Source organism: Sphingomonas sp. IC4-52, assembly GCF_020707225.1.
Classification (GTDB): domain Bacteria; phylum Pseudomonadota; class Alphaproteobacteria; order Sphingomonadales; family Sphingomonadaceae; genus Sphingomonas.
In genome coordinates, this window is record NZ_JAJFEU010000003.1 from 1 (window position 1) to 19335 (window position 19335).

Annotated in this window: 13 protein-coding genes; 3 read left to right on the forward strand and 10 right to left on the reverse strand. The window is 67.6% G+C overall.

Features of this window, described 5'->3' with window-relative positions; translation table 11 throughout:
• Positions 1 to 1276: 1276 nt before the first annotated feature.
• From LK535_RS09025 to LK535_RS09045, 5 genes are all read right to left on the reverse strand, one after another.
• Positions 1277 to 1564, reverse strand: coding sequence for a hypothetical protein (locus LK535_RS09025; RefSeq protein WP_227771587.1), 288 nt, complete (start codon positions 1562 to 1564; stop codon positions 1277 to 1279).
• The gene (locus LK535_RS09030; protein WP_227771588.1) at positions 1561 to 1749 is read right to left on the reverse strand and encodes a hypothetical protein; all 189 of its coding nucleotides are present in this window, start codon (positions 1747 to 1749) and stop codon (positions 1561 to 1563) included. The genes LK535_RS09025 and LK535_RS09030 overlap by 4 nt, the downstream gene beginning before the upstream one ends.
• Before the next feature lie 69 nt (positions 1750 to 1818).
• Positions 1819 to 2394, reverse strand: a complete 576-nt coding sequence (locus tag LK535_RS09035) for a DNA-3-methyladenine glycosylase I (protein ID WP_227771589.1) — start codon at positions 2392 to 2394, stop codon at positions 1819 to 1821.
• A 71-nt stretch (positions 2395 to 2465) separates the two neighbouring features.
• The gene (locus LK535_RS09040; protein ID WP_227771590.1) at positions 2466 to 3248 is read right to left on the reverse strand and encodes an SDR family oxidoreductase; all 783 of its coding nucleotides are present in this window, start codon (positions 3246 to 3248) and stop codon (positions 2466 to 2468) included.
• Positions 3245 to 3580, reverse strand: a complete 336-nt coding sequence (locus tag LK535_RS09045; protein WP_227771591.1) for a nuclear transport factor 2 family protein — start codon at positions 3578 to 3580, stop codon at positions 3245 to 3247. The genes LK535_RS09040 and LK535_RS09045 overlap by 4 nt, the downstream gene beginning before the upstream one ends.
• Before the next feature lie 96 nt (positions 3581 to 3676).
• Here LK535_RS09045 and LK535_RS09050 point away from each other — a divergent pair, with 96 nt between their 5' ends.
• The gene (locus LK535_RS09050; RefSeq protein WP_227771592.1) at positions 3677 to 4579 is read left to right on the forward strand and encodes a LysR family transcriptional regulator; all 903 of its coding nucleotides are present in this window, start codon (positions 3677 to 3679) and stop codon (positions 4577 to 4579) included.
• Between the two features lie 161 nt (positions 4580 to 4740).
• Here LK535_RS09050 and LK535_RS09055 read toward each other — a convergent pair whose 3' ends face one another.
• Positions 4741 to 5625 carry an SDR family NAD(P)-dependent oxidoreductase gene (locus LK535_RS09055; RefSeq protein ID WP_227771593.1) on the reverse strand — a complete coding sequence of 295 codons (885 nt, stop codon included), beginning with the start codon at positions 5623 to 5625 and terminating at the stop codon, positions 4741 to 4743.
• Positions 5626 to 6073: 448 nt separating this feature from the next.
• Positions 6074 to 14287 (reverse strand): beta strand repeat-containing protein, encoded by an 8214-nt coding sequence (locus tag LK535_RS09060; RefSeq protein WP_227771594.1) that lies wholly within the window; start codon positions 14285 to 14287, stop codon positions 6074 to 6076.
• Between the two features lie 628 nt (positions 14288 to 14915).
• Here LK535_RS09060 and LK535_RS09065 point away from each other — a divergent pair.
• The gene (locus LK535_RS09065) at positions 14916 to 16097 is read left to right on the forward strand and encodes an acyl-CoA dehydrogenase family protein (RefSeq protein WP_227771595.1); all 1182 of its coding nucleotides are present in this window, start codon (positions 14916 to 14918) and stop codon (positions 16095 to 16097) included.
• On the forward strand, positions 16094 to 17125 hold the full coding sequence (locus tag LK535_RS09070; protein ID WP_227771596.1) for an acyl-CoA dehydrogenase family protein: 1032 nt from the start codon (positions 16094 to 16096) through the stop codon (positions 17123 to 17125). The genes LK535_RS09065 and LK535_RS09070 overlap by 4 nt, the downstream gene beginning before the upstream one ends.
• Before the next feature lie 37 nt (positions 17126 to 17162).
• Here the strand turns inward: LK535_RS09070 and LK535_RS09075 are convergent, their stop codons facing one another.
• The 3 genes from LK535_RS09075 to LK535_RS09085 all read right to left on the reverse strand — a co-directional run bounded on the left by LK535_RS09075 (position 17163) and on the right by LK535_RS09085 (position 19277).
• Positions 17163 to 17963, reverse strand: a complete 801-nt coding sequence (locus LK535_RS09075) for an enoyl-CoA hydratase/isomerase family protein (protein ID WP_227771597.1) — start codon at positions 17961 to 17963, stop codon at positions 17163 to 17165.
• Between the two features lie 83 nt (positions 17964 to 18046).
• Positions 18047 to 18439, reverse strand: coding sequence for a Zn-ribbon domain-containing OB-fold protein (locus LK535_RS09080; RefSeq protein ID WP_227771598.1), 393 nt, complete (start codon positions 18437 to 18439; stop codon positions 18047 to 18049).
• 28 nt (positions 18440 to 18467) lie between these two features.
• Positions 18468 to 19277, reverse strand: a complete 810-nt coding sequence (locus tag LK535_RS09085; protein ID WP_227771599.1) for a FadR/GntR family transcriptional regulator — start codon at positions 19275 to 19277, stop codon at positions 18468 to 18470.
• Positions 19278 to 19335: the final 58 nt, after the last annotated feature.

A 19335-nucleotide genomic window follows, 5' to 3' on the forward strand; every position in this document is an offset into this window, starting at 1 on the left:
ACATGTCCCTTCATCTTGACCAACAATGTCAAAGAGCGACAAAAACCGACGCCTCGGCTAACCCCTTTTTCTCGGGGCGACCATGGCGCCTTGTTTTCGCTAACCGCCTCAGCAACCGTGCCGGCCATCGCTGCGGTGACACCCATCTAGGCGGACCGCCCCCAACCGTCAAACACTTTTTGCAACTTTCTTACACCGCCCACAAAAAACCACGGATTCCCGCCACCCTTAACTCACCAGCAAGTCACACTCATGTAGCGAATCATCGCTCGGTCCGGTCGGTCGCCTATTCAAGCGCGGCCGAGGATCCGCAGGGAACGTTATGGTAGCCAGGTCGCGATTGGCGGACGCGCTCCCTGCGTTGCGCAGGGCGCTTTGCGTCACGACGAAAGCTGGCACGGGCCGCGGCCGCGGTATGTTGCGTAGGCTAACCCAGCCGTGTCCTCACGTTTTCGGTGTGCTGGTTCAGGGCGCCGCGATCGTGATCGAACACGATTCGTGCCGAAGGAGAACGTCGTACGTCTTCCTATTGTAATCGGTACCGATGGGTGGCTGAGAGATGCCCCCACGGTGGATCATCCTTTTCTCAGCATTTTTGGGAAAGATGACGCGATAGCAGGAGAAGCTCAGGCTGCTGTATTCCGCCTAGCGCGGCCGATCACGCCGATGTCCTCGACACCCATTGAACGATCGAGCGGAACGGTTCGAATTACGTCTGATACATCAACGAGTAGGCGCGCGCCGCGCGACGCGTTCCGATCGACGGGCAGCCCCGCGATGAAGCGCCGCCACTTGACCTCGAAGAACATACGCGGGCGTTCACCAGGCGGTGTAATCGCGTTAAACGGCGGCAGAAGTGGGTCGGGGTGGCCGGCCCCGGCCATTCGAAAGTACGCGCCACAAGAGCGGTCTTAGGATTGCCGATGAGCAGCGAGCGCACGACGTCCGAGCTACACCCTCGGCGCCCGCCCCTGCCCGGCGAATAAACGGCGACTAGCGTCAAAAGTAGGTCGGCAACAAAGTAGGTCGGCAACAGTGACAAACGCTTCACGCAGCGTCGCAGCCGCAGCGGCCGCCTTACCCTTCAAGATCCATCTCAGCTTCCGCCAGGTCAGCGAAGCAACATTGTCTACGTTGACCCTTATCCGGGTTAAGCGATGATACCCGTCTTTTAGCTCCTCTCCTAGCGCGACTGCTTGCCCAGGGATGTTGGCGGCGCTGCCAGTTGGATCATCGCGGTAGACATGTCGCCCGCGGCGCCCTGCACCAGCACGCTCTAGCCCGGCATCAGCCGCGCCTTGGTTAATAGCGAGCGGTAGGCGGTCAGCCACGCAGTACCGAGCAGCGAAGCGTGGAGCGTCGACAGGCCTTCCGGGATGGGCAGCGCGTTGCATTTCGGGACCGCGACATAGTCGGCCATCGTGGCCGGCACGAGTTCGCTGAAGATCTGCCAGTTGGGATCGATCGTCTCGTCTGCCTTCCAATCTTCCGACCCCAAGACCGCATAGATCACGACCGGCGTGCCATCGCCGAGCAGGCCGGCGCCGTCGTTGCCGAGGATCATGGGATAGGGCAGCGGCTTCTCGTCGACGAGTCCGCACGGGTGAAGACGTCGTGGCGATTGAGGCTGGCGTGCGTGATTTTCACGCGCAACCAGCCCTCGTCGATGACCGGCTCCGGCATGTCGCCCAACACGAGCGAGGCCGTCGGGTCAGTCGGATTGGGTTCCTTGACGTAGACGGCAAACATGGTTCTTCCTGTCCGAAGCTTGAGGGTTCGGGTTTGCGTGCGCGTCGCGCGCCCTTTCCTGCGGGAGTTTCAGGAAGCTGAGTGGCACCGAAAGCAGTCGAGCGAGTGATCGTTGACGATGCCGACGGCCTGCATCCATGCGTAGGTGATCGTCGGCCCGACGAAGTTGAAGCCGCGCCGCTTAAATTCCTTCGAGATAATCTCCGACAAGGCCGTGCTCGCGACCCAGCTCTTGCCGTCGCCGAGGATCGGCGCGCCATCGGTGAAGGACCAGCAGAAGGCCGCGAAGTCCTCGCCCCGTTGCTGCATGTCGCAGTAGATCTGCGCGCCCCTGATCGTGGCGTCGATCTTCGCCCGCGCACGCACGATGCCGGGGTCGGCCATAAGCCGGTCGATATCGCGCGCGCCAAACGCGGCGACCTTCACCGGATCGAAGTCCGCGAAGGCAGCGCGGAAGGCGGCGCGCTTGCGCAGGATGGTGACCCAGGAGAGCCCCGCCTGGAAGCCCTCCAGCATCAGCATCTCCCACAGCATCCTAGGGTCGCGCTGCGGCACGCCCCATTCGGCGTCGTGATACTCGCGCATCAACGGGTCGCCATCGGCCCAGGGGCAGCGCCGTGCGGACAAAGAGTTTGGCATCGTCATCTCTCGATCTCCCTTCCCGCGCTGTCCGGCGTTCGCCATACACCGGGTGAGCGGCCGCCCGGACCGACGGGTCAAACAGTGCGGACCGTTCCGCCGTCGATCACGAACTCGGCGCCGTGGATCGCCGTGGCGCGATCGGATGCGAGATAGGCGATGAGGTCCGCGACCTCCGCGGGCTCGGCTCCGCGACCGATCGGGATCCCGCCCAGCGCATCGAGCACCGATTGCCGCGCATTCTCGATCGTGCCGCCCTTGGTTTTCCGAAGAATCTCGAGAAAGTCGCTGGTGGCCTCCGTCATGATCCAGCCCGGCGACACGGAGTTTACCCGAACGCCCTTGGACCCGATCTCCTTCGAGATCGACTTGCTGTACGTTCTCAGCGCAGCCTTGGCGGCGGCATAGCCGGTGGTGGACTCGGGTAGCGGCAGGATCGACTGGATCGACGTGACGTGGACGACGACACCCGTGCCGCGCGCGATCATCTGCGGGATCAGCAGCCGATCCAGCCGGACGGTGGCCAGGAGATTGAGGTTGAGCTCAGCCAGCCAATGCTCGTCGGTCAGCGCGGCGAAGCCGCCCGCGGGTGAGGATGAACCGCCGACGACATGGGCGAGGATGTCGATGCCGCCCAGCCGCTCGATCGCCGCCTTGGCCAGCGCCTCGCCCCCCGCCGCGATCGTCAGGTCCGCTTCGACATAGTCGACGCCCTCGATCCTGTCCTTGATCGTGCGGGCGGCGGTAATGACGCGCGCGCCGCCGGCGAGGAAGCGTTCGACGGTGGCACGGCCGAGGCCCTTGGTGCCGCCGCTGACAAGCACGCGCTTGTCGGCGAACTCGTACGGATCTGCGGTCATGCCCATACGATCGTCTCCAGCGTCCTGATGGTGTTGCCGTTCATCGCGAAGCGATAAGTGAAGCGGAGCGGGCTGCCCGGAAAGTCGCCGTGCGCCGGCCCTTCGAGCACGTAGACGCCGTCCTCCTCGCGGAAGCTATCCGGCTCGAAGACTGCCCTCACCGCGATCGCCTCGTCCTTCAGCATCTTGGCAATCGCATCCTCGCCGACGAAGTCCTTGCCGTTGTCGATGAAGACCGCGTCCGGCGCGAAATGCTTCATCATCCCGTCCAGATCGAGGCGCCGGTTGGCCTCGATATAATCGGCAATTGGTTTGGGTAGATGCAGTGACATGATCGTCTCCTCGACTGTGACGAGGAAGATTTAGCGATTGCACCTCTGCCCGATAATCGAGACAAATCGCGCTGGAGTATTGCGGAGATCGGGACAATGACGCGCCATTCATTGGTCGAGTTGGAGGCCGTCTTGGCGATCGTCCGATGCGGCTCATTTCGCGCCGCGGCGCTAGACCTCGGCATGTCCACGACAGCGATCAGTAACGCGGTGCAGAAGCTGGAGCGAGAACTGGCGGTGCGGCTGTTCAATCGCACCACCCGCAGCGTCTCACTCACTTATGCCGGACGCATCTTCGTCGCGCAGGTAAAGCCGGCGTTCGAGGGCATCCAGAAGGCGATGGATACGGCGCGCTCCCAACAGGAGGCGCCATCGGGTACCCTGCGGATCAACGCCTTTGCGACAGCGGCGCGCGAGATCATGGCGCCGCTGGTCCTAACCTATCTCGAACGCTATCCGCAGGTGCACATCGACATCGTCACCGAAGGTCGGCTCGTCGATGTCGTCGCGGCAGGGTTTGATCTTGGCGTGCGCGCCATGGACCTGGTGCCGAGCGATGCGATCGCCATCCCGCTAGGTCGCGAGCGACGGATCGCGGTCGCCGCGTCGCCGGCATTTTTCGAGCGCAGGACAATTCCTCAGGTGCCGCAGGAGCTGCTTTCCTATCCCTGCATCCGCGGGCGGCTTCCCAATGGCGCCCCGCTCCGATGGCGCTTCGCCAAGGACGGCGAGGAGCTGCTGCTCGACGTCGACGGCCCGATCACGCTCGACGAGGCCTCGCTGACGCGGATTGCGGCCATGAATGGCGTCGGAATCGGCTATTTCATGGAAGCCGACGTGCGGGAGGATATCGCGGCGGGGCGACTCGTGCGGATTCTGGAGGATTGGACGCCACCGCTCTCGCCACTGTGCCTCTACTACTCCAACAGACGCAATTCGTCGGCCGCCTTCACAGCCTTCATTGCGCTTGCACGCGACTTCTCCGTCAGGCGCCTCTGACCCAGCTCCGGTCATGCAGCGGCCGTTTCTCACATCCTGAAAGCGGACGCTTGTTCATCTCCCTAGATGGCCTGCTTACCTAAGGATTAGTCACAAAAGACGGTAGGCAGCGATTGGTCGCTTCCAATCTGGCAGTTACTATACCGAGAGCGGGCGACAGGTCAGGCGTCGATGCTCACCGCATCCAGCCGGCGGTCCTTTGAAAGTGCGGCGAGCGCGGAACTCTGCTTGGATTTCTCGAACGCGGCCATTATCCGCTCGAAGCGCTCGCGCACGACATGCTCGTATTCGACATGGCTCAGGATGTACAGGTCGTTGTCCTTGATGCCCTCCACCACGCGCCGCGCCACGACCAGCGGGTCGATGCCTCCAGCCATCCACTCGCGCTGCCGGTCGAGATCAGCCTGGCCGTAGCCCTTGTCATTTTCGCCGTAGACCGCGTTCTGGCGATTGCGCCGTCCGGCGTAGATGTTGGTGCTCACCAGGCCGGGGCACAGCACGGAAACGCCAATATTCCTCGGCGCCAGTTGCTGGCGCCAACCCTCGCTCATCGCCACGACGGCAAATTTTGTAGCGCAGTACGGCTCCATTCCCGACGGACTGATGAGCCCGGCCATTGAGGCGGTGTTGACGACATGGCCGCCCTCTCCGTGGCTCTCGATCAAGGGAACGAAGACCTCGACGCCATAGACCACACCCTTGAGGTTGACATCGATCACCCAGTCCCAATCGCCCTCGGGCACGCTGCCCAGCGAACCGCCGGTACCGATGCCTGCGTTGTTGGCGACAAGATGCACCTTTCCGAACTTGGCGATGGTCTCGGCCGCGCCTTTGCGCACCGATTCGCGGCTGGTGACGTCAACCTGCACCCATTCGGCCGTGACATTGCGAGCGCGCAGCTCTTCCACCTTGGTGCGCGCGACCTCGGCCTCGATATCAGCGATCATGATATTCATGCCTTCGCTACCGAAGGCGTCAGCCATGGCGGCGCCCAGCCCGCTCGCGCCACCTGTTATGATAGCAGTCTTCCCGCGCAAGTCTTTCACGGCATCTCTCCCAACCGCCGATACTTACCGATCGGGGTATTCCGGCAGCATCGCCTCAACCGTGGAGGTCCGCAAGTCGGTGTCGATCGTCTCCCCGCTTTGTGGGAAGCGACAACCCTATTGTGATCATCCAGCGGGCCGGCTGAGCTTGCCAATAACAGCCGCTTGTTCATGTCGCAGTTGCCTCGACTGGGCCATCCGTAAGATGCTCAGAAAGATGGTGTCTAGGGCCGCTCACTTATCGCGATTGGATGCTTCGATCACCCTACGCAATTGGCCTTGCCAATCGATCATTGGCTTGGATCAGATCAGCAACTAAGTCGTTTCTCGCGCGCGCCTAACCATTCCGCAGAGCAGTTTCCGACGGCGCGCAGTGCCGAGACGCTGGTGTCGCTACATGGAACGACCATCACGCGCGATCGGTCTGATCGCACGTGACGGTCGCCGATCAAAAGCGCAGTCGCAGGCCGGTGCTGATCGTCTCCTGGTGGTCGTCGCGGCCGGTCTGGGCGGAGGCGGTGCTGAACAGGTCGAGCCCGCCGGTCATGCGATAGCTGATCCCGGCCGAGGCGGTGCCGACGAGCCGCGCACGGGCGGCGCCGATCGCGGTGAGCCCGAGCGGGCCGCCGGCGTAGCTCGCCAGTGCGTCGGTGCGGCGTCCCTCGATCTGGTAGCGCGCGCCGAGCGCGACGAACGGCCGCAGCGGCGCACTCGAAGCGTCGCTGCGCGCCAGCATCACGCCGCCGTCGACGAAGCCCGCGACGTGGCGGTCGCGCGCGACATTGAGCGCGAACGCCCCGCCGGTCTCGGTCACGCCATCGCGCGTGGTGCGCAGATAGGTGACCCCGGCGCGCGGCCGCAGCGACCATTCGGTGCCCATGTCGAGCGCGTAGCTGACCGAAAGGTCGGCGACCCAGCTGTGGAGATCGTAGCTGCCGATCGCGCGCGCGGTGCCCGGCAGCGCGCGCGTGGTGCGCGCCTCGCCGCCGTCGTACAGCACCGAGGCGGTGAGCCCGATGCCGTTCGCGGCGTAGCGCGCGTGCACGCCCGCGACGAAGCCGTCGCTCTTCGTCTCCGCCCCCAGCGCGCCGATCGTCTGGCGCGTGTCGAGATAGCCGGCGAACGCGCCGACCGCGAAGCTCGTGTCGCCATAGCCGATCCCGCCGAGGAAGCCGTAGCCGCGCGTGCGTGCCTTGGCCGTGCCCTCCGCCTGGTCGGCGCCGAGCGTGTGCCACTGGCCGACGCCCTGGCCGAAGGTGAACAGCCCCGGATCCTCGCGCAGCGTGGCGAAGGCGGGGCCGCGCGCCGCGCTGGCGAGCGTCAGCGCATTGTCGACCCCCGCCTGCGTCGCCGAGGCATAGGGCTCGGGCGTCAGCTGCGCGAAGGCGCGCGCGTTCGACGTGCCGTCGGTGTTGAGCAGCGCGGGCAGCGCGGCGAAAAGCGTGCTCGTCGCCGGCTGCGCCTGCAGCGTCGTGTTCGCATAAGCGATCGTGCGTGCGACCTGCGGGGTGAAGCCCGCGCCGCCGAGGAACTGGCCGAGCAGCTGGATGCGATCCGCGCGCTGGACGACGAAGCCGAACAGGCTGTCGGGCTTCACCACCGTCGTATAGCTGCCGGTGATCCCGCCGCTTGCCACCACCAGGTCGTACGACGTGCCGGGGCGGATCGTGCCGAGTGGGGCGAGCTGCAGCGTCGCGCCCGAGGCGATCGTCACCGCGCCCGTCACCTGCAGTCGGTCCGCGCCCGTGGAAGCGACCTCAAACAGCGACAGCGAGCCCGCGCCGAGCGCGACGTTGCCGGTGACGCTCATCGTACCGACGCCAGTCGCACCCGGACTTAGCGTGCCGGCGACCGCGAGATTGCCGGTGACAGTGCCTGCCGAGCCGAAGGTCGCACCTTGGGCGACGGTGATCTGGCTGGCGGTGAGCGTCGAGCCAGCGAGCCCGACGAGTCGACCACCCGACATGTCGACAATGCCGAGCGCCGCGGTGCCTGACAGCGTCGCGAACCCGCCGCTCTGCACGTAGCGTTCGACGTTGGCGATGCCGGTGAAGGCAACCGGCGCCGTGGCGCTGCCGCCCGATACCGCGATCGTGTCAGTCCCCGCGCCGCCGTCGACGCTGCCGGCGAAGCTGCCGGCGATCGTGAAGCGATCGTCGCGCGCGCCGAACTGGACCTGGCCGGCGGTGAGCGACGCGCCGGTATCGATCGCGAGATCGGTGCCCGCGGCGATGCGCTGATAGGCCTGCGTGCCGGCAAGCGTCAGCATGCCGCTGCCCTCGGTCGCGAGCAGTTCGAAGCCAGTGAGCGTGCCGCTCGCGAGCGTGCGGTTGCCGGCGAGTTCGAGCGTCGCGGCGTCGGTGCCTGCGCCGCCAGCGACGGTGCCGGCGAGCGTGCTGCCCGCCGCGAGCCGCAAGCTGTCGTCGCCCGCGCCGAGATCGACCGCGCCGGCGAGCGTGCCGCCATTGGCGATCGTCAGCGCCTGCGCGCCGTCGCCGAAGCCGAGCGCGGCGCCCGGCGTGCCGAGCGTGCCGGTGACCGTCAGCGCGCCGCCCGCGAGCGCCACCTGCTCGAACCCGGTGACGATGCCGCCGAGCGTGACGGGAGTGGTGCCGGTGAACGCCAGTGTGTCGCTGCCCGCGCCGCCATCGGCGTTGCCGACGAAGCGGCCCGCAACCGTGAAGCGATCGTCGCGCGCGCCGAACTGGACCTGACCCGCGGTGAGCGATGCGCCGGTATCGACCGCGAGATCGGTGCCCGCGACGACGCGCTGATAGGCCTGCGTACCCGTAAGCGTCAGCGTGCCGCTGCCCTCGGTCGTGAGTAGTTCGAAGCCGGCGAGTTGGTCGCCCGCGAGCGTGCGGTTGCCGGCGAGCGCGAGCGTCGCGCTGTCGGTGCCCGCACCGCCAAGCACGGTGCCGTTGAGGATGCTGCCCGCGGCGAGGCGCAGCGTGTCGTCCCCGCTGCCGAGATCGATCGTGCCAGCAAGCGTGCCGCCCGATGCGACCGTCAGCGCCTGCGCGCCGTCACTAAAGGCGAGCGTGGTGCCCGTCGTGCCCAGCGTGCCCGTGACCGTTAGCGCGTTACCGGCGAGCGCGATCCGCTCGAACCCGGTGATCGCGCCGCCGATCGTGACGCCGATTGTGAGGGGGGCGGTATCGGCGAAGGTGATCGTGTCGCTGCCCGCGCCGCCATCGGCATTGCCGGCGAAATTGCCTGCGATCGTGAAGCGATCGTCACGCGCACCGAACGCGACCTGGCCCGCAGTGAGCGACGCGCCGGTGCCGACGGTGAGATCGGTGCCCGCAACGATGCGCTGATAGCCTTGCGTCCCGGCGAGCGTCAGCGTGCCGCTGCCCTCGGTCGTGAGTAGCTCGAAGCCGGTCAGCGTGCCGCCGGCGAGCGTGCGATCGCCGGCGAGTTCGAGCGTCGCACTGTCGGTGCCCGCGCCGCCCGCGACGGTGCCGGCGAGGATGCCGCCCGCCGCAAGCCGCAGGCTGTCGTCGCCCGCACCGAGATCGATCGTCCCGGCAAGCGTGCCGCCCGGCGCGACCACGAGCGCCTGCGCGCCGTCACCAAAGGCAAGGCCCGCGCCATTGCTGCCCAGCGTGCCCGCGATCGTCAGCGCCCCGCCGGCGAGCGATACCTGCTCGAACCCGGTCGCGGTGCCGGCGAGCAGCACCGGGCCGCTCGCGGTAAAGGCCAGCGTGTCGCTGCCCGCGCCGCCGGTGTAGCTGCCGGCCGCACGCGTTGCGCCCAGCGCCAGCGTGTCGTCACCGCCACCGAGCGAAACCGCGGCGGGATCGCCGTCGACCGCCAGCGTCTCGCGCGCGTCGCTGCCGGTCACCTGGCCGACGGTGAACCCGCCGAGCGCGAGGGTGAGCCCGCTGCCGGCGAGCGCGATCTGCTCGAACGACTGGTCGAGCGCGAGCGACAGCATGCCGTTGCCCTCCACCGCCAGCTGTTCGAACCCGCTGCGCTGGCCGATCCCGCTGCGGTCGCCCGACAGCACGACGCGGTAGAGGTCGCTCCCCGTGCCGCCGTCGACGGCGCCTGCGCTGCTGCCGGCATAGTCGACGAACAGGTCGTTGCCGCTGCCCAGCAGCACCGCGCCGCCGATCGTCCCGCGATTGTCGACGCGGTCGTTGCCGCCGGCGAGATCGACCCCGCCGGTGATCGTGCCGCGATTGTCGAGCGTCTCGTCCGCGTCACTGCCGGTGACGGTGATCGCCCCCGCGCTGCTCAGCGTCTGCCCCGCGGCGACGGTGATCGTTCCGCCCATCACGCCGATCGTGTCGAAGCGGAAATTGCCCGAATAGGCGACGTTACCCTCGCCGATCTGCGCGAAGCGTTCGAAATTGACGAACTGGTCACCGTTGACCGCGCCGCCGCCGGTCGCGTCGACGACGAGGCTGTCGCTGCCGAGCCCGGCGTCGACCCTGCCCTCCAGACCTGCGCTGGCGCGCTGCACGAAGGTATCGTCGCCCAGCCCGAGGAACACGTCGCCCGCGATCCGGCCGCTGTTCTCGATCCGGTCGTCGCCCGCGCCGAGTGCGATCGAGCCGATGATCGTGCCGGTGTTGACGATGCGGTCGCTGCCCGTTCCGGTCGTCTGGACCGCACCGGCGAGATAGGGCGCGCCGGCGAGCGCGCCGAGCTGGTCGTCCGCCGCCAGGACGGTGCCCGCGCCGCCGCGGATCGTGCCCGTGTTGGTGAGGTCGAGCGCGGCGTCGAGCGCGATCAGCGCCACCGAGCGCGTGCCCGTCGCCTCGATCGTGCCGTCGTTGGCGACACTGGCGGTGACGCCCGCGGCGTTGCGCCCGCTCAGCCACAGCGCCGCGGCGGGATCGGTGAAGCTGATCGTCTCGCCGTCGGGGAAGGTGAAGCTGTCGACCGTGCCGCCGCTGTTGGCGCTGATCGTGCCCGTGTTGGCGACGTCTATCGTGCCGCTGCCGGCCGCGCCCGAATAGCCGTAGAGCTGGATATAGGCGCCGAGCGCCGCTTCGCCGGTCGCGGTGATCGTGCCGCTGTTGGCGAGCGTCGCCTTGCCCGTGCCGCCGTTCGACACGTCGACGGCGATCGCCACCGCGCTCTCGCCGTTGATGATCGTACCGCTGTTGGTGAGCGAGGCGGTGAGCGACGCCGGCGTCTCGGCCGGCGGGAAGCTCTGATATTGCTGGAGCCCGACCGAGACCCCGCCGTCGATCGTGCCTCTGTTGCCTGCGGTGATCGCGCTGGCGCCATAGCCCTGCAGGACGACGGCGGTCTGTTCGCGATCGTTGGCGATCGCGCCGCCATTGTCGAACGCGAGCGTATCGATCGTGTCGAGGTTCACCGCCTGCCCGGTGAGGCTCGCGCTGCCGATCGTGCCCGTATTGATAAGGCTCCGCACCCGGCCCTCGACGCCACCGTCGATCGTGCCCTGGTTCTCAAGCGCAATCGGCGTGGTGAGGCCGACAACCGTCGGGTCGCTGCCATAGGTAGGATAGGCGAGCACCGCGCCGGTGATCGCCGCGGTGTTGACGATCGTGCCGTCGCCCGACAGCGCGAGGTCGCGCGCGAACGGTGCCGGCGCGGCGATCGTCACCACCGTGTCGCTGCCGAGCGCGCGCACGCCCTCGACCTCGAAATTGGTGACGGCAAGCGCGCCGAGCGTGACGGTGCCGCTCGTCCGGCGCGCCTGGATCAGCGTGTCGATCCCCGCCCCGCCGTCGACCGTGCCGCTGACGCCGGTCGTCTCGCCGAACGCGACGACCGTGTCCCAGCCTTCACCGAACGTGAGATTCCCGGCGATCGTCCCGCCATCGGCGATGTACGTCGCCGAACCGTAGGAGAAGGCAAAAGCCGATACGTTACCTGCGATCGCGCCGCGGTTGATCAGCGCGCCGCCACCCAGCTGGACCGCGGTGACGCCGCGGATCGTCCCGCCCGCCTCGTTGACGATCGTGCCGGTATAGCCGCCGACGATCGCGGTGCCGCGCGTGCTCTCGATCGTGCCGCTGTTGGTGATCGTGCTGTTGCCGAACCCGCTCTGCACGGCGGTGCCGTCGCTGCGGATCGTGCCGGTGTTGGTCAGCGTGGTGACGTTGGCGACGCCCATGGCGGTCGACGCATTGGCACCCGATGTGGTGCCGAATGCCGTGATCGTGCCGCTGTTGGTCATCGCGCGCACGCTGTCTACCGCAGTGCCGCCGCCCGTCAGCGTGATCGTGCCGGCATTGGCCAAACTGTCGCCGGTGAACACCGCCCGGCCGGCATAATAGCTGCCCGGCGTGTTGATGACGCTGATCGTGCCGTTGTTCGTGAGATCGGCGGTGTCGCCGAGGATCGCGGCGAGGTTGTAGGCAAAGTTTTGCGATCCGACCGTCAGCGCAAGATTGCCGTTGTTGACGATCGCGAGGTCGCGCGCCGGCCCGGCGAGCCCCTCGGTCAGCTGCGCGACGGTGAGGATCGTCGCGTCGACGAGCGTGCGATCGGCGGTCGAGATCGCGCCGTTCAGCGTCACGCTGCCGTTGCCGGCGAGCCCGATCGAGGTCGCGATCGGCTGCGGCGCGGTCAGCGTCAGCGCGGCATCGTTCGACAGTTCGTAGGCGAGCGCCTCGAACCCGCCGGTGAGCGCGAGTGTCGCGCTGCCATCGGCGGTGACGCGCGTGCGCAGCGTGTCGTAGCCGTCACCGGCATCGACCCCGCCGGTCGCCCCGGCAAGCGGACGCGCGGGATCGCCGCCCAGCGTCACCACCAGTTCGTCGTTGCCGCCGCCCAGCCGGATCGCGCCGGCGACGCTGCCGCCGTCGTCGACGAACAGGTCGTTGCCGTAATCGTAGAAGAAGGGTGAGGTGAGATCGACGCTGCCGGTGATCGTGCCGGCGTTGACGATGCGGCCCGAACTGCCGCTGCTGGCGATTGCCAGCGTGCCGCCGCTGATCCGACCGCCCGCCGCGTTGTTGAGCGTCGTGCCGCTCAGCGTCACGCCCGTGGTGCCGCCGGTGATCGTCCCGCTGTTGGTCAGCCGCCCGCCGAGCAGCGCGACGCCGGTGGTCGCGCCCGCGATCGTGCCGCTGTTGGTCGAGGCCGTCGCGCCGCCGGCGTAGAGGCTGGCGCCGATCCCGCCGGTCGAGCGGATCGTGCCGCTGTTGACGAACGCGCCGAAGCTGTCGACCGACGCCGCGGTGCCGCTCGCGGTGATGCTGCCGCTGTTGGTCAGCTGCCGGAACGCACGCACGCCCGCGCCGCCGAGCGACGTGATCGTGCCGCTGTTCGTCACCGTATCGGGCGATCCGACCGCGAACTGGCCGGTCGTCGCGGGGCCGGCGTTGGCGAAGGTCGCGGTGATCGTGCCTCGATTGTCGAAGGTGAGCCCGAAGCCGCCAGAACCGAAGCTGGTCGTCACCGCCGGTCCGCCCGTCACCAGCGCGGTGTTGTTGACCACGGTACCGCTGCCCGACAGCGCGACGCCGTTGCCCGTGGTGAAGCCGGTGGCGAGCGTCGCGGTGGCGTTGTTCGACAGGTCGAGCCCGAGCAGCTCGAAATTGGTCGGCAGTACGGTGCGCGTGATCGTCGTGTCGGCATCGATCCCAATCGCCAGCGTGTCGGTGCCCGCGCCGCCGTCGATCGCGCCGGTGATCGAGGAGACACGCCCGCTCGCCGCGTCGAACCGCGCGCGCAGCGTGTCGTCGCCCGCGCCGAGCGTGAGGCTGCCGTTGATCGTGCCGCTGCGCGTGTCGATTGTGCTGCCTTGCCCCGATGGCGCGGTCGAGACGACCGAGCCGTTGATGGTGCCGGCGTTGGTGAGGTTGAGGGTGCCGGTGGTGCGGATCGCGGTCGCACTGCCGCCGATTGTCGCGCCCGCCGCGTTGCTGATCGTGACGAAGCCGCCGCCGCTGACCGTCGCGGGCGTGCCGCTCGACACGATCGAGCCGGTGTTGACGATGTTGAGCCCCGCCTGCGTCAAGGCGATCGCCGCTCGGCTCGTGCCGTCGATCGTCCCGGCATTGTCGACGTAGGAGACGGTACCCGCGATCCCGCCGGTGATACGCCCGCCTGCGCGATTGTACACCGACAGGCCGCCGAAGCCGGTCTGGTCGGCGAGGATTGCCTCGCCCGCAGTGCCCGCGATCGTCCCGGCGTTGGTGATCGTCGCGCTGACGAAGCCGACGGTGTTGGCGGGGCTGCGGCGCACGAGGATGCCCTGCGCGCCCGAGATCGTCCCGCCCGCCACGACGTCGATTGCCGCGCTCGACGAGGGATAGATCGTCTGCGTCGAGCCTGGGACGCAATAGATCGGCGAAGCGCCGGCATAGGGATCGCACGGCACGGTGCGCGGATCGCCCGTCGTCACGAACACGCCCGCCTTGGCGGCGCCGCCATCGACCAGCCCTGCAACGCGCAGCGTGTTGCCTTGGCCCAGCGTAGTGATCGCCGCCGCCGCCGCGCGCGGCTGCACGCTCGCCCCGCGCGCGACGATAACGGTGGTCTTGTCGGTCACGACGGTCAGCCCGTCGGCATCGCTGCCGGTGCAGTTGATAGTCCCGCCGGAGATGGTCGGATCGGGGGTGCATTGCGCGGTAGCGGGGCCGGCCAGAACGACTGCCAGCGTGATGGCGCTCGCGCTCAGGCCATAGCGGCCCATCCGGCGTCCACGCGGCGCAATAATCCCAGCCATGAAAATTCCCCCTAGATCAGCATCTTCTTGTGCGACGCTCCGCGATCTGTCGAGTGGGCAAAGCTGATTTTCGTTCGGGAGAACGTTGCTGCAACCCGAGAAACTGTCCCAACGGCGGGCGGATCGGCAAGCCTGTAGCTAATCCACTATCGGGTCCTCGTTCTGGCGGGCAATTCCCTTGAAGAGCCGGGCATTGGGCAGCCTAAACGAACTGCAACTCTCGTGACCCCCGAATTAGCCGTTTGAACGGCCTAGAAGGACGCGCGTGGCTTGCCTCGCTGAGCCTGAACGAAGGACCGCTCTAGCTGATGTGGCGCTTCAAAACGGCCGGTCTGCAATCCACCCTCAACTGGCGTTCGTGCCCGTCTGTGCCGCTTCCTGAATGAGCGGGAGCTTACCGCGGTCGACCGCCCGAAACCGGACTGGCCGCTCCCCCCCCCATTTCGGTCATCAACGAGCGCGATGAGGTTATCGGCTGTGGCCGGGCTGCTTAGATTAGCTACAGAGCCAGAAGCTCTTACAACCACTATTGCTTAGTTATACTAGTGCGCTTTTTGCGGCCAGGCCGTTTGGCCGTACAAAGCGCCAAGCGACATGACTTACGCTGCCCGGGCGATTGTGAGGGACAATGGATCTTAGCTATGGTGCTGCCGCCGACGCCGCTCGGTCTGAACTCCGAGCCTTTCTAAAGGCGGGATGGCAACCGGGCGCGCGCCGAGACGGTGAGTTGGAAGAATATGTGCGCGCCTTCCGGCAGTACGCGACCGACGCCGGCTACCTCTACCGCTCGGTCCCGCGGCGCTACGGCGGGTCGCAGCAGCCCGTGGACGTCATCCTCGCCCAGGTGATCCGCGAGGAATTCGCCCGCGCCCGCGCGCCGATGGAGGTAGGCGGCGTCGGCCCCACCATGCTGGTGCCGACGCTGCTCGAACGCGGCACCGACGAGCAGCGAGAGCGCTTCATCCGCCCCACGCTGCGCGGCGACTTCATCTGGGGCCAGGGCTATTCGGAGCCCGGCTCCGGCAGCGATCTGGCGTCGGTGCGCACCCGTGCCGAGCTTCATGGCGACCGGTGGGTCATCAACGGCCAGAAGATCTGGACCAGCCAGGGCGCCATCGCGACCCATATGTTCATGCTCGTGCGCACCGAGCCCGCGGCACCCAAGCACGAAGGCATCACATACGTGCTGGTCGATCTCGATCAGCCCGGCATCACACGCCGGCCGATCCGACAGATGACCGGCGAATCAGGCTTTTACGAGTTCTTCTTCGACGATGCCGAGACGCCATTGGCGTGGACGGTGGGGCCGCGCGGGCACGGCTGGCAGGTCAGCCGAACGACGCTGAAGCACGAACGGGCCTCGATCGGTTCTGCCGACGGGCTGGGGCGGCAGTTCGACAAGCTGGTCGCACTCGCGCGCGAGATGGGGCGGCTGGACGATCCGCTGGTGCGCGATCGGCTGGTGACGATCGAGGGCGCGGTCCTGTCGCACCGCTACACCAGCTACCGTCTGTTTTCCTGCGCGGCGGCGGGCGAGGATCCGGAGCCGGTTGCGCTGATGATGAAATTGTACCTGACGGAGATCGGGCACGACATGGCATTGCTCGCGCAGGAACTGCTTGGGACGGCTGCGCTGATCGAACCGCCACCCGCCGGATCGCGCGGCCGCGGCCCGCAGAAATGGCTCGACCAGATCATGGGCTCGCTCGGCAATTCGATCGCGGGCGGGGCAAGCAACATTCAGCGCAACATCATCGGCGAGCGCGGGCTCGGCCTGCCGCGCGACCTTGCCATGGAGATGGATAGATGAGGTTCCACCTCTCCGCGGAGCAGCACGCCATCCAGGATGCGGTACGCCGCACCCTTTCCGATTGCTGGGGGATCGATCGGCTGCACAGCTTAGCAGAGGGCGGCGGTGACTTCGATCGGCAAAGCTGGGACGCGCTCACCGCGCTCGGCATCGGCGGTCTTGCCCTGCCGGCAGCGGATGGCGGTGCGGGGCTCGGCCTGCTCGAGGCTGCGCTTGTCTCCGAAATCATCGGCGAAGCCGCCGCGCCGGGGCCGATCATGGCGCAGATGCTCGGCGCCATCGCCGTCGCCGCGAGCGACCACCCGGAGGCGTGCGCCCTGCTGCCGGCGATCGCCAGCGGCGAAAAGGTAGTGACGCTCGTCAGTGCCGACGGACTGGCGGCGGCCGCCACGAGCGCGGCGCTGTTCCTGCTGCTCGACGATCGGGGTGTCCGGCTGGTGGAGGCCGGCGACGGGATCAGCGCGCAGCCGGTCCGCTCCACCGATCGCAGCCGGCCGCTGTCCCGCGCGGACGTGGCGCAGCAGGGCCACCTCCTGTTCCCGCCCGGCGATCCGATGGCGGCGCGGCTGCACGACGCGGCGCTGATCCTGATCGCGGCGGACTCGCTCGGCGGGGCGTCACGGGTCACGACGATGAGCGTCGACTATGCCCGGCAGCGCGAACAGTTCGGCCAGCCGATCGGGCGCTTCCAGGGCCTCAAGCACCAACTGGCGCACATGGCACTTGAGGTGGAACCGGCGCGCGCGCTGGTCTGGTATGCCGCTTACGCCTGGGACGCGCAGCTGCCGGACGGATCACGTGCCGCGGCGATCGCCAAGGCGCATCTGTGCGATGTCTTCACGCGCAGCGCCCGTGCCGCCGTCGCCGCGCATGGCGGCATCGGCTACACATGGGATTATGGGCTTCATTACTGGCTGCGGCGGGCGATCGCCAATGCTGCGATGCTGGGGAGCCCGGCCGATCATCGCCGGCGCGCGGCAGACCTTGCGGATTGGTCCGCCGCCGGCATGGGCCAGGGCGCCGCTTGAGCCCGCGCGCGTCGCCCTCACCGGGCGGCGCCGGGCCTCACCGCACCATATAGCGTTTTGCCTTCTCCCCCATCACGGCGCCGCGGTCCACCTGCGGCACGCCCACGGGGTTCCCGATCTGGCAATATTTCAGCCCCTGCATCAGCGCCACCGAGCGCGGCAGGTCCAGGCTCTGCCAGATCGCCTTGAGCGAGCCGGCGGTGGCCGCTGGCGGCTTGGCGGCGATGATCGCGGCAAGCTTGGCGGCGCGCGGCCACAGTTCAGCCAGCGGCACGACCTCGCTGACGATCCCGATGCGCAGCGCGGTCTGCGCCGATACGCGCTCGTCATTGCCCAGCAGCACCATGCGCAGCACGTCCTGCAGCGGCATCTTGTACGTCATGCCGATCGGCTCGAGCGCGCTCGTCATGCCGTAGGTGACGTGCGGGTCGAAGAAGGTCGCATCCTCCGAACAGATGACGATGTCGCATTCGTTCAGCCAGTAGAAGGCGCCGCCCGCCGCCATGCCGTGGACCGCGCCGATCACCGGCTTCCACAGGTTCATCGATTTGGGGCCGAGATACTTTCCCGGATCCTCGCAATGCCAGATATTGACAAGGTCGACGATCGGCTTGCTGCCGTCCTGCGGCGGCTTCACGTCCGCCCCGGTGCAGAAGGCGCGCCCAGGCGCGGCGCGCAGGACGCAGCAATGAACGTCGTCGTCCTCGCCCAGCCGCTTCCACAGATGCTCGAACTCGTCGATCATGCGGCGGGTGAAGCTGTTCATCGCCTCCGGCCGGTTGATCGTGATCGTCGCGACGTGATCGGCGATGTCCAGCAGGATCGTCTCATATTCCACCGGCCCCTCCCAAGAATTACCTAGTTATATAGGTAGCTCCCTATCCGCCCCGGGCGGGCGCGGCAAGCCCGGCGGTGACGTGATCAGGCTGGGCGAACCTGCGGAATCCAGACGTCCGCGACCGGCAGGAACGTCACCGCCACCCGGTCCCCGATCTGCACCGCGTCGGGATCGTCGCACACCATCTCCGCGGTCAGCCGCACGCCCTCCTCACCGTCGAGGTCGACCAGCGCGAGGCCGAACGGCACCGCCATGCCCGGCGCCCAGGCCTGGTGGTTGATCGTGTAGCTGTGGATCGTCCCGGTCCCCGCGGCGGCACGCGGCGTCGTCTCGCGAGCGAGGCAGCGCGGGCAGATCGCCTGCGGCGGATGGATCGCGGCATCGCAGGCGTCGCAGTGAACGATCATCAGCTCGCCCCGTTCGCCCCCGGTCCAGAACGGCGTATTCTCGGGCGTCAGCAGCGGCAACGGTCGCATCGGTGATCCTTGCTTGAGAAAGTGCCGATCAGCTCAGCACGTCGATCGGCGCATCGTAGTTGTCGGGGCCCAGCCACGCCTTGTTCGCGTTGCGCAGGTGCAGTTCCCAGTGGCGCGCCGCCTTTTCACCATCGCCCTGCTCGATCAGGTCGACGAGCTTGTGGAACGACCGAACGCCGTGAAGCAGCGACGCGCGCTGTTCCTCGTCCGCACGCGGGCGGCGCTTCAGATGCTCGATCTGGTAGCGTGCGACCACGTCCTGCAGCACGTTGGTGATCAGCAGCAGGGTGCGGTTGCCGGCAAGCTCGACGATCAGATGGTGGAATTTGGCGATGCCGATCATGAAATCGGTGAAGCGCGTCTCGTCCACCATCTGCGTCAGCCGCGCGATCTCCTCGCGCAGCCGGGCGATCTTCTCCGGATCGGGCTTGGCGGCAAGCTGGCGGACGCTGAACGGTTCGATCGCGATCCGCGCCTGATAGATGTCGCTCATCATCGTGCCCTGCGATTGCAGGACGAAGCCGGCGTAGCGCGAGACGCTGTCCGCGCGCGGCGCATGGACGCGCGCACCGGTGCGCGATCCGCGCGCGACGGTGATCAGCATCTCCGCCTCCAGGATGCGGAACGCCTCCCGCAGCGTCGGGCGAGACACGCCGATCGTTTCGAGCAGCTGGCTCTCGGGCGGCAGGAAGCTGCCCTCCGGCAGCTCGCCACGCACGATCCGTCCGCGGATCTGGTCCGCTACCAGTTCGGCCGTCTTGGGCACCCGGAATGTCGCGGCGGTGCGGTCCTCGTTCGCGGGCGGTGGCACCGCGTCGAAGTCATAGGCTTGGCTCATCGGCGAAAGCTTAGGTCCGCCCCGATCACTGTGCAAGCGCGCGGCGCCATGCCCAGCC

Bases quoted from the DNA above. Each gene is read 5' to 3' on its own strand.
- LK535_RS09080 (WP_227771598.1), bottom strand. From the start codon at position 18,439: ATGCGACCGTTGCCGCTGCTGACGCCCGAGAATACGCCGTTCTGGACC.
- LK535_RS09070 (WP_227771596.1), top strand. From the start codon at position 16,094: ATGAGGTTCCACCTCTCCGCGGAGCAGCACGCCATCCAGGATGCGGTA.
- LK535_RS09050 (WP_227771592.1), top strand. From the start codon at position 3,677: ATGACGCGCCATTCATTGGTCGAGTTGGAGGCCGTCTTGGCGATCGTC.
- LK535_RS09065 (WP_227771595.1), top strand. From the start codon at position 14,916: ATGGATCTTAGCTATGGTGCTGCCGCCGACGCCGCTCGGTCTGAACTC.
- LK535_RS09025 (WP_227771587.1), bottom strand. From the start codon at position 1,564: ATGATCCTCGGCAACGACGGCGCCGGCCTGCTCGGCGATGGCACGCCG.
- LK535_RS09045 (WP_227771591.1), bottom strand. From the start codon at position 3,580: ATGTCACTGCATCTACCCAAACCAATTGCCGATTATATCGAGGCCAAC.
- LK535_RS09035 (WP_227771589.1), bottom strand. From the start codon at position 2,394: ATGACGATGCCAAACTCTTTGTCCGCACGGCGCTGCCCCTGGGCCGAT.
- LK535_RS09040 (WP_227771590.1), bottom strand. From the start codon at position 3,248: ATGACCGCAGATCCGTACGAGTTCGCCGACAAGCGCGTGCTTGTCAGC.
- LK535_RS09060 (WP_227771594.1), bottom strand. From the start codon at position 14,287: ATGGCTGGGATTATTGCGCCGCGTGGACGCCGGATGGGCCGCTATGGC.
- LK535_RS09085 (WP_227771599.1), bottom strand. From the start codon at position 19,277: ATGAGCCAAGCCTATGACTTCGACGCGGTGCCACCGCCCGCGAACGAG.
- LK535_RS09030 (WP_227771588.1), bottom strand. From the start codon at position 1,749: ATGTTTGCCGTCTACGTCAAGGAACCCAATCCGACTGACCCGACGGCC.